At 51.7% G+C, this 13,884-nt stretch carries 15 protein-coding genes; 12 read left to right on the forward strand and 3 right to left on the reverse strand.

Annotated elements, in window-relative coordinates:
* Positions 1-13: 13 nt before the first annotated feature.
* Positions 14-700, reverse strand: coding sequence for a manganese catalase family protein (locus tag MOMUL_RS08270; protein WP_062283923.1), 687 nt, complete (start codon positions 698-700; stop codon positions 14-16).
* 347 nt (positions 701-1,047) lie between these two features.
* On the opposite strand from MOMUL_RS08270, the gene MOMUL_RS08275 reads away from it, so the two are divergent.
* The 8 genes from MOMUL_RS08275 to MOMUL_RS08305 all read left to right on the forward strand — a co-directional run bounded on the left by MOMUL_RS08275 (position 1,048) and on the right by MOMUL_RS08305 (position 6,541).
* Positions 1,048-2,070 (forward strand): (Fe-S)-binding protein, encoded by a 1,023-nt coding sequence (locus MOMUL_RS08275; RefSeq protein WP_062283924.1) that lies wholly within the window; start codon positions 1,048-1,050, stop codon positions 2,068-2,070.
* Positions 2,067-3,284 (forward strand): LUD domain-containing protein, encoded by a 1,218-nt coding sequence (locus tag MOMUL_RS08280; RefSeq protein ID WP_062283927.1) that lies wholly within the window; start codon positions 2,067-2,069, stop codon positions 3,282-3,284. Before MOMUL_RS08275 ends, MOMUL_RS08280 begins: the two co-directional genes overlap by 4 nt.
* Before the next feature lie 252 nt (positions 3,285-3,536).
* Entirely contained in the window at positions 3,537-4,100 is a 564-nt protein-coding gene (locus tag MOMUL_RS08285; RefSeq protein ID WP_062283931.1) for a Uma2 family endonuclease, read from the forward strand.
* 162 nt (positions 4,101-4,262) lie between these two features.
* Entirely contained in the window at positions 4,263-4,421 is a 159-nt protein-coding gene (locus MOMUL_RS16595; RefSeq protein WP_157049474.1) for a hypothetical protein, read from the forward strand.
* 283 nt (positions 4,422-4,704) lie between these two features.
* Positions 4,705-4,929, forward strand: coding sequence for a hypothetical protein (locus MOMUL_RS08290; RefSeq protein WP_153018322.1), 225 nt, complete (start codon positions 4,705-4,707; stop codon positions 4,927-4,929).
* 349 nt (positions 4,930-5,278) lie between these two features.
* Positions 5,279-5,374, forward strand: coding sequence for a DUF1731 domain-containing protein (locus MOMUL_RS15760; protein WP_084785552.1), 96 nt, complete (start codon positions 5,279-5,281; stop codon positions 5,372-5,374).
* Positions 5,375-5,547: 173 nt separating this feature from the next.
* Positions 5,548-6,141 (forward strand): YdcF family protein, encoded by a 594-nt coding sequence (locus tag MOMUL_RS08300; RefSeq protein ID WP_062283938.1) that lies wholly within the window; start codon positions 5,548-5,550, stop codon positions 6,139-6,141.
* A 166-nt stretch (positions 6,142-6,307) separates the two neighbouring features.
* The gene (locus tag MOMUL_RS08305) at positions 6,308-6,541 is read left to right on the forward strand and encodes an AbrB/MazE/SpoVT family DNA-binding domain-containing protein (protein WP_062283941.1); all 234 of its coding nucleotides are present in this window, start codon (positions 6,308-6,310) and stop codon (positions 6,539-6,541) included.
* Between the two features lie 297 nt (positions 6,542-6,838).
* Here MOMUL_RS08305 and MOMUL_RS08310 read toward each other — a convergent pair whose 3' ends face one another.
* Both MOMUL_RS08310 and MOMUL_RS08315 read right to left on the reverse strand, forming a co-directional pair.
* A complete protein-coding gene (locus tag MOMUL_RS08310) occupies positions 6,839-8,725 on the reverse strand; it encodes a tetratricopeptide repeat protein (protein ID WP_062283942.1) in 1,887 nt (628 codons plus the stop codon).
* Between the two features lie 64 nt (positions 8,726-8,789).
* Complete coding sequence (locus MOMUL_RS08315) at positions 8,790-10,217, reverse strand: copper amine oxidase N-terminal domain-containing protein (RefSeq protein ID WP_062283945.1); 1,428 nt, start codon at positions 10,215-10,217, stop codon at positions 8,790-8,792.
* Between the two features lie 381 nt (positions 10,218-10,598).
* Here MOMUL_RS08315 and MOMUL_RS08320 point away from each other — a divergent pair, with 381 nt between their 5' ends.
* The 4 genes from MOMUL_RS08320 (at position 10,599) to MOMUL_RS08335 (ending at position 13,783) form a co-directional block, all read left to right on the forward strand.
* Positions 10,599-10,814 carry a hypothetical protein gene (locus tag MOMUL_RS08320; RefSeq protein ID WP_062283947.1) on the forward strand — a complete coding sequence of 72 codons (216 nt, stop codon included), beginning with the start codon at positions 10,599-10,601 and terminating at the stop codon, positions 10,812-10,814.
* Positions 10,814-11,212, forward strand: a complete 399-nt coding sequence (locus tag MOMUL_RS08325; RefSeq protein ID WP_064774372.1) for a type II toxin-antitoxin system VapC family toxin — start codon at positions 10,814-10,816, stop codon at positions 11,210-11,212. The genes MOMUL_RS08320 and MOMUL_RS08325 overlap by 1 nt, the downstream gene beginning before the upstream one ends.
* Before the next feature lie 338 nt (positions 11,213-11,550).
* Positions 11,551-13,095 carry a YifB family Mg chelatase-like AAA ATPase gene (locus MOMUL_RS08330; protein WP_062283950.1) on the forward strand — a complete coding sequence of 515 codons (1,545 nt, stop codon included), beginning with the start codon at positions 11,551-11,553 and terminating at the stop codon, positions 13,093-13,095.
* A gap of 163 nt (positions 13,096-13,258) precedes the next feature.
* Positions 13,259-13,783, forward strand: coding sequence for a ferredoxin domain-containing protein (locus MOMUL_RS08335; RefSeq protein WP_062283953.1), 525 nt, complete (start codon positions 13,259-13,261; stop codon positions 13,781-13,783).
* Positions 13,784-13,884 lie beyond the last annotated feature (101 nt).

Consider the following 13,884-nt stretch of genomic DNA (forward strand, 5'->3'; position numbering starts at 1 on the left):
TCCCTGTTCTATTTTACTGGGGCGGGATTTGCGGCTCGGAAAAGGACGGTGGTTGCGGGTCATGCAGGGAGGAACCCACATAGTTGCCGGGTGTGGACAGGTTGAAAAAGAGCCGGGCATCCTTGTCCACACCCCAGTCCTGGGTGGAGCCGGTGCCCTGGACCTTCTGGAAGCATTCCCGGAACATGGTGTTGTGCGCCTCTTCCCTGTTCAACAGGAAATCGATCATCTGCCGCACATACCGGTCGGCGATTTGCCGGTGCAGATATTCATAAACAACCTTGGCACGTTGTTCGGCAGCGATGTTGGAAAGCAGGTCCGCGGGCAGGTCACCGGTGGCTTCAATGTAAGACGCGGTCCACACCTGGCCGGAGACGTTGCTGTAAAAGGGATTGAGTCCGGTCGTTACATGCGCCTGAACATTGCCGATGGTGGCATTCATGGCCTGAGGTTCATGGCCGTTCAAGAGGTTGACTGCCGTACATACCATTTCCAGGTGACTGAGTTCCTCCGCGGCGATGTCAAGGAAAATATCCTTGATGGCCGGGTCTTGAATGCGAAAACTTTGGGCCAGGTATTGCAACCCGGCTTTCAGCTCACCGTGCGGGCCCCCGATTTGCTCCTGCAAAAGCGCCGCGTAGTTCGGGTTCGGCCGTTCCACACGCACCATTTCTAGCAGGTTCTTATCGTGCTTGAACATGCTATTCCTCCTTTCTAAGTCTATTATCCCATGCTGAGCTTCATGGTATGTACCCTGTTGAAGCATGTTTGATTTAATTGTTTGCCCGGACCAAGATGGAAAAGGCGTGGGAAGCCTGGGATGAAGCCGAATGGGCTTTCAAGGGGGAAACATGCGGCGGTTATAAGTGAAGTTAGCCGCGCCTATGTAAAAGAGGGGTTGCTACCCAGGGAAGTGGGGATGGCTTCTTTAACAGGTATTCTGAATACATGCTTAAAAAACCTTGAAGATACGCTTTATTTATGATTAATTTAATCTAGTATGAACGGTAAACGGCATTTATATGATATTCTGTTGAGGTGACGGAAATGGCTCTGGAGCTGAAAGCGGAATCAAGGGATTATCGTTTGCCGCAAACTCTCGAAGTGATCCGGGGGAATATTGTCAAATACGGCAATCCCCTGGGCCTTAAGGGAAATGAGGTTGCTGGGTGGGCCAGAGATCTCAACCTGCCGCGGCAGGGGGATGTGCTTTTATATACCGGCGGCGAGTATCAACTGGTCCCCTACATTGATAGCCTGGTAGATATGCTCACCAGGATGAACCAGGGCAGCGTAGGATTTTCCTTGATGATGGGCGTCCGCAACCTGATCGACAGGGTGGGGATCAACCCCGAAAAGATTGTTGCCGGCGTGCGCTCCAGGGATCGGGAGCGCTACCGGGATGTCAGCCGCAAGGCCGCCCTGGTCCTGCAGGAGATGGGCCTGAAAATCTGTTATCTGGGCGAAGAAGAGATCTACAGCGGGGCTCTTCTTTATGAATACGGTTTCGTGGGCGACTTGCGTCAGCACGCCCGCAAGGTTGCCGAGTTAATTAATTCTACCGGCGCCAGAACCATCATCTGCCTATCGCCCCATTCGGCGGAAATTTTTAAGCTGATTTATCCTCAGCTGGTGGAAAATTTTAATTACGAAGTTAAAACTTTCCTGGAAGCGGTCTACGATCTGGTTAAGGATGCCCCCGGGCGTCTGCCTACCGGTTTTTCGGGAAACGTAACGGTCCACGATTCCTGTCGCATGGCCAGGGAACTGGGTATTACGGAAGAGATCAGGGATATCCTGAGCAAAATGGAGGGAGTTACTTTAATAGAACCGGAGCTCAACCGGCGCTGGACGACCTGCTGCGGCGGGCCCGGCAAGGTCCTTTTCCCTGAATTGTCCGGGAAGATCGCTGCCCGCCGGGTTGGCGAACTCGTGGCCACCAATGCCGATCTAGTTATCACCTTTTGCCCTTATTGCCTAGCGGCTCTCGATAAGGGTCGGCGTGAGGGGCAAAAGAATATCCAACTTGAGGACTTTATTGAGTTTCTTTACAGGGGGATTGCCAAATGAGTTCGGTGCTGGAACGCTTGTTTCAAAAGTATACGGCGGAGCTTAATAAAGCCTCCGATGACCCCAATATTCAGTTAGCTCTTTCCCGGGCCGTTAAATCTTATCGAGATAATACCGAAGCTGCCCTCAAACGATTCCCCCATACGACCAAGTTGGCCGAGGAAGTGCGCGCTATAAAGGAAACTGCCATCGAACGCATGGATGAGTTGGTGACTCAAGCCAGGCAAGCCATCGAAGCCAACCACGGCAAGACCTACTTGGCTGAATCGCGTGAAGACGCCTTGAAATTGGCGGCGGACATTATTGGCACAGGGAAGATAGTGGTTAAAGGCAAGAGCATTTTGGGCGAAGAGCTGGAAATAAGGGACTACCTCATCGAAAAAGGCAACGAAGTCTGGGAAACAGACCTGGGGGAGTTTTTGTTACAACTGCGGCATGAAAGGCCCATGCACATCGTTTCACCTTCCATTCATGTACCCCGGGAGCAGGTGGCGGAATTGTTTACCGAGTTTTTCGGCCGGGAAATTCCTCCGGATATTGCCGCCGAAGTCGGGGCCGTTAGGGAATTCATGAGGGAAAAGTATTTCAGCGCCCATTTCGGCATGAGCGGTGCCAACGTAGTGGCGGCGGACTGCGGAGCAATGGTTATTATTGAAAATGAAGGCAACGCCCGTATATGTACCGCCGTCCCGCCGGTGCATATCGCTCTGGTGGGGATCGAAAAAGTGGTGCCCACTTTCCAGGAGGCCATGAAAGTGGCCGAAGTTACCTGGCGCTATGCCAACTATCCCGTCCCCGGCTATGTAAATATTATCAGCGGGCCCAGCAAGACGGGAGACATCGAAAAGGTAACCGCCTATGGCGCTCACGGCCCTAGGGAACTACACGTTATCTTTGTGGATAACGGCCGTAGCGAAATGGCTGCCGATCCTCTCTTCAGACAGGGTTTGTATTGCTTAAGATGCGGGGGCTGCATGTACGAATGCCCAGTCTTTCAACTGACCGCCGGGTATTTCGGTTATCGTTATCTGGGGGGCATAGGAGCCATCTGGACGGCTTTCGTGGCCGGTGGCATGGATAATGCCGCACCGCTAATTTACACCTGTCTCCGCTGCGGCCGGTGCGTGGAGCGCTGTCCGGTAAGCATCGATGTTCCGTCTATGATCGCCGAACTGCGCCGGCGAATAGTTGAGCTTGCCCGTGAAGCCAGTTAATAAATGCGACGCAGTAGCGGCGACTAAGTAAGGCTATGGACTTAAATTACCCGGATTAGTCGCCCCGCCAGCGGTGGGCAAGGCAGGGGCTTTGATGGTTATAGGACTGGAATGATATCCTCTTTTTTAGCGGTAACTTCATTCTGGCGGCTCCAGGTATTACTCCCTTGCTCAACCGGCAACCCTCAGGTTAAAATTAAGAAAAAGCTACCAGAAATAAAATCGATACCAGAGGAATGGAGGTGCAGGGAAATGAGTATTGACCCGGCAGAACTGGCGGCAGGACGGGAACGGTACACTTATGAGGATTATTGCCGCCTGCCGGAAGGGTCGCCCTATCAGCTGATCGGGGGGAAACTGGTAATGACACCGTCGCCTACACCCTATCACCAGATGGTATCCATGAAATTGGAATTACAGATGGCGGGCTTTGTCCTGGAGAAAGGGCTGGGTATTGTTTTATACGCCCCGGTTGATGTCTATCTGGATGAAGAAGAAACCTACCAGCCGGACATCATTTTTATTTCCAACGCAAGGCTGGCAATTATCGAAGAGAAGCGCATTAAAGGCGCCCCGGACCTGGTGGTGGAGATTCTCTCCCCCGCTACCGGTTATTACGACCTGCGCAGCAAGTATAAGGTTTACGAAAAGAGTGGTGTTAGGGAATACTGGATAGTCGATCCCCAGCAAAAATCGGTACAGGTTTTTTGCTTGCAGGAAGGTAAATTTACCCTGGACCAGGAAGTGGAGCAACAGGGGACAGTCAAGTCACAGGTGATAGCTGGATTGGAAGTCCGGGTAGAAAGTATTTTCTAGCAAACCCCCTGGGTCCCTTCGGACCCAGGGGGGCCGCCACAAATCCCAGTTCCAGCTCAAATTCTCCTCGGGGCACCCGGTCGGGTCGGCCTCTGACCAGGCCACTTGCACTCTTTCAAAGTGCTTCACAGACCCGCATATACCAAAAAGGAGGAAATTTATATGCAACCACCATGGTGGTTAAGTTTTTCAAGCATAATTATGTTATTTAATTTTGCTATAATGGCTTTATTTATCGGAGGTTTTATTTTTATACTCATAAAGGTCGCCTCTATAGACCGAGCTTTAAAAGAAATAGCCAAAAAACTAGATGATAATTAATGAATTGGACGGGATTACAGCCCCCTCGCGCTGCCCCCAGTTTTCTAAAGACCGGGCGATGAAGGCAGCCATAGTGAAGGGGATTTATAATAGCAGAAGGAAGGTAAAAATCAGGGAGGGATGACGGGCAATATTGATTAAATGGTAATGCTGGGGTAAAATGGAAGCATAACCTAAATAGGCGCTATTTTACCGAGAGGTGAGGTGTATAAGAAATAATAATCTGGGCAGACGTAGCCATAAGTTAATCCCGGTTTACGCGGGATTTTTTTATTTTCGTGGCGTGACCATCAAAAAGCGTTATGCGCGTACCATATTAACGAAAATAGTAGATCCTGGCAAGTTGAAATCAAATAACGGTGGAGGTGCCGGCCAGGAAATCCTGGGGATGTACCTCCTGGCCGTTACTCCGGCGGCGCCGGTGGAGAAGCCGGGGTTCGGAAGCTATCGGGATGCCTGGGGTTGCCGTTATGATAACCGGGGGAGCCTGAGGGTGCCCCTGGTGTAGGCTATCTTGGACATCGGGGCTGCGACAAATTATACCCGCCCGTGACCAGGAACCTTTTAGCATATAGAAGCGTCATACTTAAGGGGGATTAATAAAATGGTAGGTAAAACCTATCGGGTAGTGCTGTTGTTTTTGCTGGTGCTAATGACAACCGGTTGCGGGGTGAATAATACCGTGGTTAAGCAAGCCCGCTCGCAGGCAGAGGTTGACCAATACCTGGCAGCGATGACCCCGGGTTTAACGAGGGCTCAGGAGTTGGGGCTGGTCACACCCCTTAACATAGAAATACCAGTGCCCGAAGCCAATACCGCCGTTCACCTGGAAAAGATCTGGTACAATAGCATTACCAATGAAAGAGGTGAAGTTGGGTTTGCAGGAGGGTTACCAGTTTCGCTATCCCGAGTTAGCAGGGGCCCTGGAAGATTTGCTTATCTTATCTGGATAGATTGTAGGCCCACAGGTTGCGCTAAACCCCATGGGCTCCCAGGAAAATTTGGATAAAGCTTCCTCAAGTAATCCCCGAATTGGGAATAGTTGAAATAAGATTGCCTTATCAGGACTGAGAAAAAGGAATAAGTAAAGTTTTTTTGAAGGTGGGGGAGATACTCTAGACTTGCCATGAAAAAAAACATATCCGTAGCAATAATTTTTGCCGCCTTAGTTACCTTGATATTAGGTAGTACGTACTGGTATATCGAATGGTTTGGGTGGAATACGGCTCCCAAGCGAGCTGATGTTATTATAGTGTTAGGTGCTGCTGTTTGGGCGAATGGTCCAAGCCCGGCTTTAATGGAACGTATTACACTGGCCGAAACTCTTTATCAACAGGGATATGCGGCGGCGCTAATTACGACAGGCGGCATTGGGAGATTTAATCCTACCCCGGAAGGAAGCGCCGCCCGGCAGGTTCTTATTTCCCATGGTATACCTGCCAATGTAATTTATGAGGAAGTCACTTCGAGCAACACCAGGGAAAACCTGGTTGGGGCCCTCAACATTATGCGCAAACACGGTTGGAAAAGTGCCGTTATCGTCACCCATGATTTTCACCTTTTACGGGCCATAACCGAAGCTCGCCGGCTAGGTATAGAGGTTTCCGGCGCCGGTGTCCATGAAACAGCCATGTTTAGGCCGCCGCTGGTACTACGAGAGGTAATCGCTAACCTGGTTAAAGCGATCGGGTATAACTTGCAAATGTATCCTCGATATTAGCAACGGCCTGCCGGTTTGTGAAAGTGTTGGTAAAATTGTACAGAGAAAAGTCTAAAAAATAGGTAGGAGACGTGACGCTAGTATTTACGTCCCCCTTATTTTTTACTTGTATCCAAAGCATTAAAAGTATATACTATGTATAAACAAAGAAGGAGTGAAAATCGTTATGCAACCTCATGTGCAAAAGTGGGGCAATAGTTTAGGGATACGTATCCCTTTGTCGCTGGCCCAAAAAATCGGCCTTAGAGAAGGCACACCGGTTGATTTACAGGTAGATGAGCACGCGATAATTATCCGCCGCAAACATTACAGCCTGGAACAAATGTTAGCCCGTGTTAAACCTGAAAATATTCATAGTGAAATAGACACCGGGCCTCAGGTTGGGCGGGAAATATGGTAAACGAGATGGAAACCTAAGTAATAATTTTTGCCGCCTTAGTTACCTTGAAATGACCCGGAAGCCCTGGAAGAACTGGTCGCCACCCTGAAAAAAGCGGGAGCAAAGGAGAACCACTGCGACTCCTGAACCCGTATACCCGGCGGCCGTCCGGCGCCTGCGGGCCGTCTACCGGGCAAGCTTTACCAGGGCACTGGAACAATTGGAACACTACCTGCGCGAACGGCGTGGCTACCTGCAGCAGCTGGCCGGAAGGTCGGGAAGGCTTGCCAGGGAGATTGTCGGTGAATAAAGCCACGGTCAGTTATTATCCCGGGCCAGGTCCACCAGCCAGAATGATGGGGGCAGGTCGCGCCGGAACTGGTGGCCATAAACGAGATACCGGCCGTCAGGTGACCAGCAGGCCCGGAAAAACCCCGGCTTTTTAGTAATCAAGCGGGGCGTGTCCTCCGTGATATCTTTAACCCACAGGGTTTCCTCCATCCACTGGAGCAACAGGCGCTGGCCATCGGGACTGAAAGAAATAGCAGCGTAATTTTGCCCGGAGGGTATTCTCCTGGTATTGCCCGTCCCAAGGTTATAAATGTACATGGCGGGGGGCTCTTCCTGCCCGTAACCACAGGTGCCAAAAGTGATGGCCTGGCCGTCATTGGTCCACCGGGCGCCAAAGCAACCATCCAGGTCGACTATTTTCTTTTTTTCGCCCGAATTGAGGTCAATTACCCAGATACCACCCGAGCCTTCGTAATACATATCTATGTATAAAACCTTATCTCCTGCGGGGGACCACTGGGGCTGGGAAGGCAGCAGCCTTTCTTTATCAGCCTCGGCCAGGAGAAGGCGGCGGGAATTGTTGAGGTCGGCTAACCAGAGGCCTTGTTGCACATAAACCATACGGCTACCATCGGGGGAAACCTCCAGCCAGCGGTCAAATACCGGTAATTTCATTGTCCGTAACACCTTGAAGTCATTGGCATCGAAAAAGACCAGTTCTTTACCGTTGCGCAAAACTATTTTACCGTCAATAGATTGCATGGCGGGGCGTTCTCCCGTCCATTCCCCGGTGTAGATAGTTTCATGCCCTTCCTTTTCCGGGTTTAACCGGGAGATTTTAATATTTTTTTCGTCCCACTCCACCAGCAACAGGTTACGGCCATCACCGGTCCACACGAGCTCGTAGTCATATTGCGGCCTCTCATTTTTTCTCACCAGTTCTTTACCAGGTTTAATTTTCAGTTGTTTCGCCGGGAGACTTTCCCTGGAAGCAAGTACCTGCTCGAATTCGGCGGTACTTAAAGGCATTTGGGTAACTGCCTGCCAGCGGCGGAAATACTCCCGGGCTTCATCCTTCCGGTCCAGGGTTACCATCAACCAGGTCATCCGCTGTAGGGTAAAGTCATTTTTGTCATTCCATGCCAGGGATTTCCGGTAGAGATCGATAACAGGTTGGAAATCATTTCGCCCCGCCTGTAAGAACTGATACTCCATATTTCTGCCGGCAACAAAATAAGCGTCGCTGGGAAAATGAAAGAGCCTGTCCGGAAGGCTGCCGGGTGTCGGCCTGGGTGCCAGTTGATCGAAGTATTTAATGGCTTCTTCGTTTTCATTTCTTAACCTGTAGGCCACGCCGGTATAAAATAAGACCCTTTCGTTGGCGGCGTCATATTGCAGGGCGGCTTGCAGCAGGGGCAGGTAATCCTTGAGGTCATAAAAGTTTTTCCCCGCTGTTTTTTTATTTACCTGGTCCATGATGATCCCGGCTATTCTCCGGCCTGTGCTTTTATCCCTGGAGGCTTCCGAGGCATTCTTAAAAAGCTCCAGGCTTTGTTGGTAATCTTGATCAAATAACTTTATTCCCAGCTGTATGTAGCTGTCGGCAAGCATGTCTCCACCTTTGCCGGCGTAAGCAGGAGCGAGTTCGGTGGCTTTTTTCAGGTTATCGATGGCCTGTTGCCACGCCTTCTGGTGGTAATAGTAGACGCCCTGGAAGTAATAGCCTTCCGGTCGTTCAGGGTGTTCCTGCACCATTTTTTTACTTAAACCGGAAACAGTATCCCAGTCCTGGCTGGCAACAGCTTCTTCGAGGACTTTTACATCACTTGCTAACCCGCCCCCACACCCACTAAGGGCGATGAGCAGGAGCATCACCATGGGCGCCAGGATACCCTTCAGGCGAGCAGGAAGCATCTTGTTTCCCCCTTTAAAACTAAGCGAGCTTAACTATAGCTCACTTTGTCCCTGAAGGCCAGGACTACCCGGCGCCTGCTGCCAGCTGCCGCATCTCCTCATACCCCTGCTTGATCAACTCCGCTTCTGACTTAAAGTAAGGCAGGTTCATATCCAGGGGGATATACTGCCCAACGGCGTCTTCAATAAAAAATTGCACGGAATCCTTTTGCAGCCGGCCCCGGCTGTCGAACCGGGCCGTCACCTTTAAGAATTCATTGGCTTCCTGGGGCTCAGTAATATACTCCTGCAATTCTTGCTGCCAGAAAGCAATTTGCCTTTCTATCTTTCGCAGCGCTTCCGGGGTGAGGCGGGCGCGGTTTTCTTCCAGGTAGTGGAGACGGCCCTTCTGCGGCGGCCATTCCGCCGGGGTGTCTACGCCCAGCAGGTGGCTGACCCGGACCAGGTATACGGCTTCCGCCTGGAAGCCGGACTGGTAAAAGGATTGCAGGTCAATCTTTGTGTCCAGCACGCGGTAATGCTGGTACTGCCTGGCTATCAGATCTTCCACCTGTTTCTGGAGCTGGACTTTGAGCTGCCACTGGTCCCAGGTGCTGTCAATGCCGGTAATATACCAGCTTCCATCCTGGTGCTGCACCGTAACATGGTTTATATAAGATCCAGCCGGCCCGGTGGAGGTCATCAGGTCGAACTGGACGGTAAAGCGCCAGCTTCCTTCCGGTTCTTCTTTCTGCTCAAGAATGGTATATTTTTCTACCCAGGGGCTGGATACACCCGTCACCCACCCCATCCTTTCATAATTGGGACGGCACTTTTCTTTCAAGGCCGGTGCTAAAAGGGCGTATTGCCAGGCGCCGTTGCGGTTCTTGACCCCTGCGGCCCAACTCTGCACAGCTTCCCCGGGGCTCTTGGGAGTCAGAGCCTTTTCCAGGAGGGTTAGCTGGCGGCGCAGGGAGTCACTTTCCGGGTCGTCGATTTTAATGGTCCGAGTGGCTTCCTCCCACTCCACCCTGGCTCCCAGGGCTTCGGCCAGCCAGCGGGCCGGCACCATGACCCGGCCGTCGATGATCCGGGGTGTTACGTCGGGCTCAAGCAGCGAGTTGTTGATGACAAATTTTAGCGGGCCGGTAGAGGGTTCGCCAGCAGCGGACCGGGGAGAAGGCGGCGGGAAGGGCGCAGGGCCTTCCTTTAGAGGTTCTGCTTCGGCCGGGCGGTGGGCCAGGAGTCCCTCGACCAGAGTACGGACCTGGTCTTTATTGATCTGGCCTGTCTTCAGGAGCATCTCCACGACAGGCGCGTAGTAGTCCAGGGCTTTTATCTGGGCCATGGTCAGGCCGTGATCCAGGAGAAACTGGATGTCAACGGCAGTACCGTCGGCAGCCTTGAAGGCGGGGTCCGGTATGGCCGCCGTGGCCACCACCACCGGGATCAGGATTAAGAATAGTGCCAGCAGCATTGGAAAAAACCATAGTTTTCGCCGGAAAGAAGTCATTGGCCGCGCCTCCCTGTTAACCCGTTTGCTCTAACTTTACGGGCTTTATTTATTTAGACGGCGGTAATTACTAAAAGGTTCCCATTGCTTTCCAGATTTATGTTAATTTGTTTTAACGAGGAACCAAAACTTATTGAAGTTGATAGCGAACATTTTGTTGTCTGATTAGTATGCACCCTTCGGCGAGTCAGAGAAGGAGATCCACCGGGTTCATGGCCATATAAGTACCGCCCAGTATTAATGATTTAATATAGAAGCGGAAAAGAACTGCAGGGCTTTTAAAGAAAGTAATAACGGAAATCTCATTGATGATCACCATTATAAATAGAAATTTAGGTTATAATAGAGATGATAAAAGTATGAAGAATAGGGTGGTAAGTTATGGCTATAGAAAAAATTTATAACGCCATTAAAAGGCTCCCTCCCGCGGAAAGGGAAAAATTACGCCATCTACTAGATAACGAGGATTCTAACAATGAAAACACGAAAGCATTTGAAAGAGCAGCTGGTTCCTGGACCGACTTCGATGCTGACGGATTCATAGAAGAAATTTACCATCGCCGTAATAGCGCTGGCAGGACAGGTTCGGAATGGTGATGGCAAAATACCTGGTCGATACAGATTGGGCGGTTTTTTATCTCTGGGGCAAGGAACCCTTCGTAACGACTTTAAAAGAGTACAGGCAAAAAGGACTGGCCATAAGTGTAATTACCATCGCTGAATTGTATGAAGGGGTTTTTAGAAGTGCGAAGCCAGAGGAAAAAGAAAGTTCATTGCGCGATTTTCTGAAGGGCATTTCCATAATAAATGTTTCCCCGCCTATAGCACGCCTCTTCGGTCAACGAAGAGCGGAATTGCATAAACAGGGGTTAACAATCAGCGATTTTGACTTATTAATAGGTTGTACAGCAATATATTACAACCTTACGATATTGACTAATAACAAAAGGCATTATGAAAAGATACCTGGGATAACGGAAATAATAACTCTTTGAATATAGATGCCACATTGTGCAATTTTAGCAATAATCGGGTCTGGACGGTGGTAAAATTTTTACTTTTAATAATGCGGTTATCTCTCCCCTTCTCCTTAAGGGGAAGGGAAGAGGCGAGCGCGCGTTTGCTTTCAGTTTAGTTTTTGTTTTTTAATAAGGTGCTTATATCCACGCCCGGCGTTTTTCTTTTAAACGGAGCTGTCTCTATAGCCGTAGCCAGAAAGGGGATAACGGAAGACCTCCAAACGGGGTCTTTTCTTTTTTAACCACCTTAGCAGGAACTCTCGTTCTGGTGGCGAATAGCAAATATTGGACATAAAACCACCTGGGGGTTCAAAATGCTGGCCATTGTCAATTCCGTCGTCCTCGTGGGCCTGGAGGGCCAGAGTGTACGGGTAGAGGTGGATATTAGCAATGGTTTGCCTGTTTGTGATATAGTGGGTCTCCCGGACCCCTCCGTGAAAGAGGCCCGGGAACGGGTGCGGGCGGCAATTAAAAACTCGGGCTTTGACTTTCCTTTACGCCGGATAATCGTTAACCTGGCCCCTGGTGATATCAAAAAAGAAGGTCCCATCTATGACCTACCTATTGCCCTGGGTATCCTGATGGCTGCGGAAGAACTTGGTAGCGGGCCAGAGGCGGTCATCTATGCTGTGGGCGAGCTTTCCCTGGAGGGTAGCCTGCGGCCTATACCCGGGGTTTTGCCAATGGCCCTGGCCTTGCAGGAGTTCCAGCCCGGAGCAACTTTTATTGTCCCGGCGGCCAATGCCAATGAAGCCGCCCTGGCCTCCAGGTTAAAGGTGCTGGCGGCAGAAAGCCTGGCCCAGGTGGTAGCTTACTGGCGCGGGGAAGGCGAGTTGCCGGAAGTTAAACCGGCAACAGGGGACAGCCCAACCCCGGTTTTTAATGGGGTGGACCTGGCCGACATCAAGGGCCAGGCGGCCGCTAAGAGGGGGCTGGAAATAGCAGCCGCCGGCGGCCATAATATCCTGCTCATTGGCAGTCCCGGGGCGGGGAAAACCATGCTGGCCCGGAGCCTACCATCAATCTTGCCACCCCTAACCTATGAAGAAGCCCTTACCGTAACCAAGATTTACAGCGCCGCCGGGTTGCTGGCTCCTGGCCAGGGACTGGTAACGGAACGCCCTTTCCGGACACCCCACCATACGGCCTCGACGGCCAGTATTATCGGGGGCGGCCGCATCCCCAAACCCGGAGAGGTAAGCCTGGCCACCCACGGCGTTCTTTTCCTGGATGAGATGGCCGAATACCGCCGTGACGTCCTGGAGGCCCTGCGCCAGCCTTTGGAAGACCGGGTCGTCACCGTTTCCCGGGTGGCGGCAGCCATTACCTATCCCGCGGATTTCCTTTTAATAGGCAGCATGAATCCCTGTCCCTGCGGCTACTATGGCGATCCGGTCAAGGAATGCCTGTGTACCCCCCACCAGGTCGCCCAGTACCGGAAAAGGTTATCCGGGCCTTTACTGGACCGGATAGACCTGCACCTGGAAGTTCCTCGCCTGACCTATAACGAAGTCGAGGCCGGGGCCACGCTGGAAAATTCGGCCACTGTGAGGGAGCGGGTCAGGGCCGCCCGCCAGAGGCAGCTGGAGAGGTTTAAGGGGACAGGGGTTACCTGCAATGCAGCCATGTCTTCCCGCCAGGTACACCAGTTTTGCCGCCTGGTCCCCCAGGCGCGCAGCCTTTTGTGCGATGCCTTTAACAAACTGGGCCTCTCCATGCGCGCCCATGACCGCTTGCTGAAGGTGGCCCGGACCATTGCCGACCTGGAGGGGTCGGAGTTAATAACTGCCGCCCACCTGGCCGAGGCTATCCAGTACCGCAGCCTGGACTGGGGGGAGGAGAAACAGGCAATACGGTAATATAGTAAATAAGAGTTGGCTACCGGACTTATACAAAAAAGCGGCTGGCTGTTATTTAGCAGCCAGAACAGGTTGGTTAGTTATAAATTTATTTAAGGCAGGGCATGTTAGCTGGTGTAAGGCCAGGATATGCCTGCCCAACCATAAAAGGAGGCGAACCTGCATGCCTGAATTTCAAGCCATGGGTTTAATTGCCGAACTAATGGCCATTGCTGCCCGGACGGCGCCCAAGGTAGGCGGGAAAGACTTTATTGAGTTAAAGATCCTCCAGGGGGAAACCCTGGAGCAGCTGGCCGCGGCAATGGCCCGCTATGGCCAGGAAAGCGGGAAGAAAAATTTTGATCGCGATGGTGATAATGTCCGCCGCTCTGATGCCGTTCTCCTGGTAGGGCTGAAAAATGCTGCTAAAGGTGGCCTGGACTGTGGTGCCTGCGGTGTTCCCCGCTGTGCCGACCTGGAACAGGTGCATGATGGTCCAGAGTTTGCCGGGCCAATCTGCGCCTGGCGGTTAATGGACCTGGGGATAGCCCTGGGATCGGCCGCCAAAATGGCGGGGATGCTCAATGCCGATAACCGCATTATGTACCGGATTGGTGTCGTGGCCCGGAAAATGGGTCTCATGGATGCCGACGTTATTGCCGGTATCCCCATCGCCGCTACCGGGAAAAACATTTATTTTGATCGCTAGGTTGTTTTAAAGACGCATTATGCAGGGCTCGAACTATAATCACCAGTTTTCATCCACGACGCCCAGGGCTTCCTCCCCTGGGCGCCCATTCATTAAAAGGG

This window comes from Moorella mulderi DSM 14980, assembly GCF_001594015.1.
Lineage (GTDB): Bacteria > Bacillota > DSM-521 > Neomoorellales > Neomoorellaceae > Neomoorella > Neomoorella mulderi.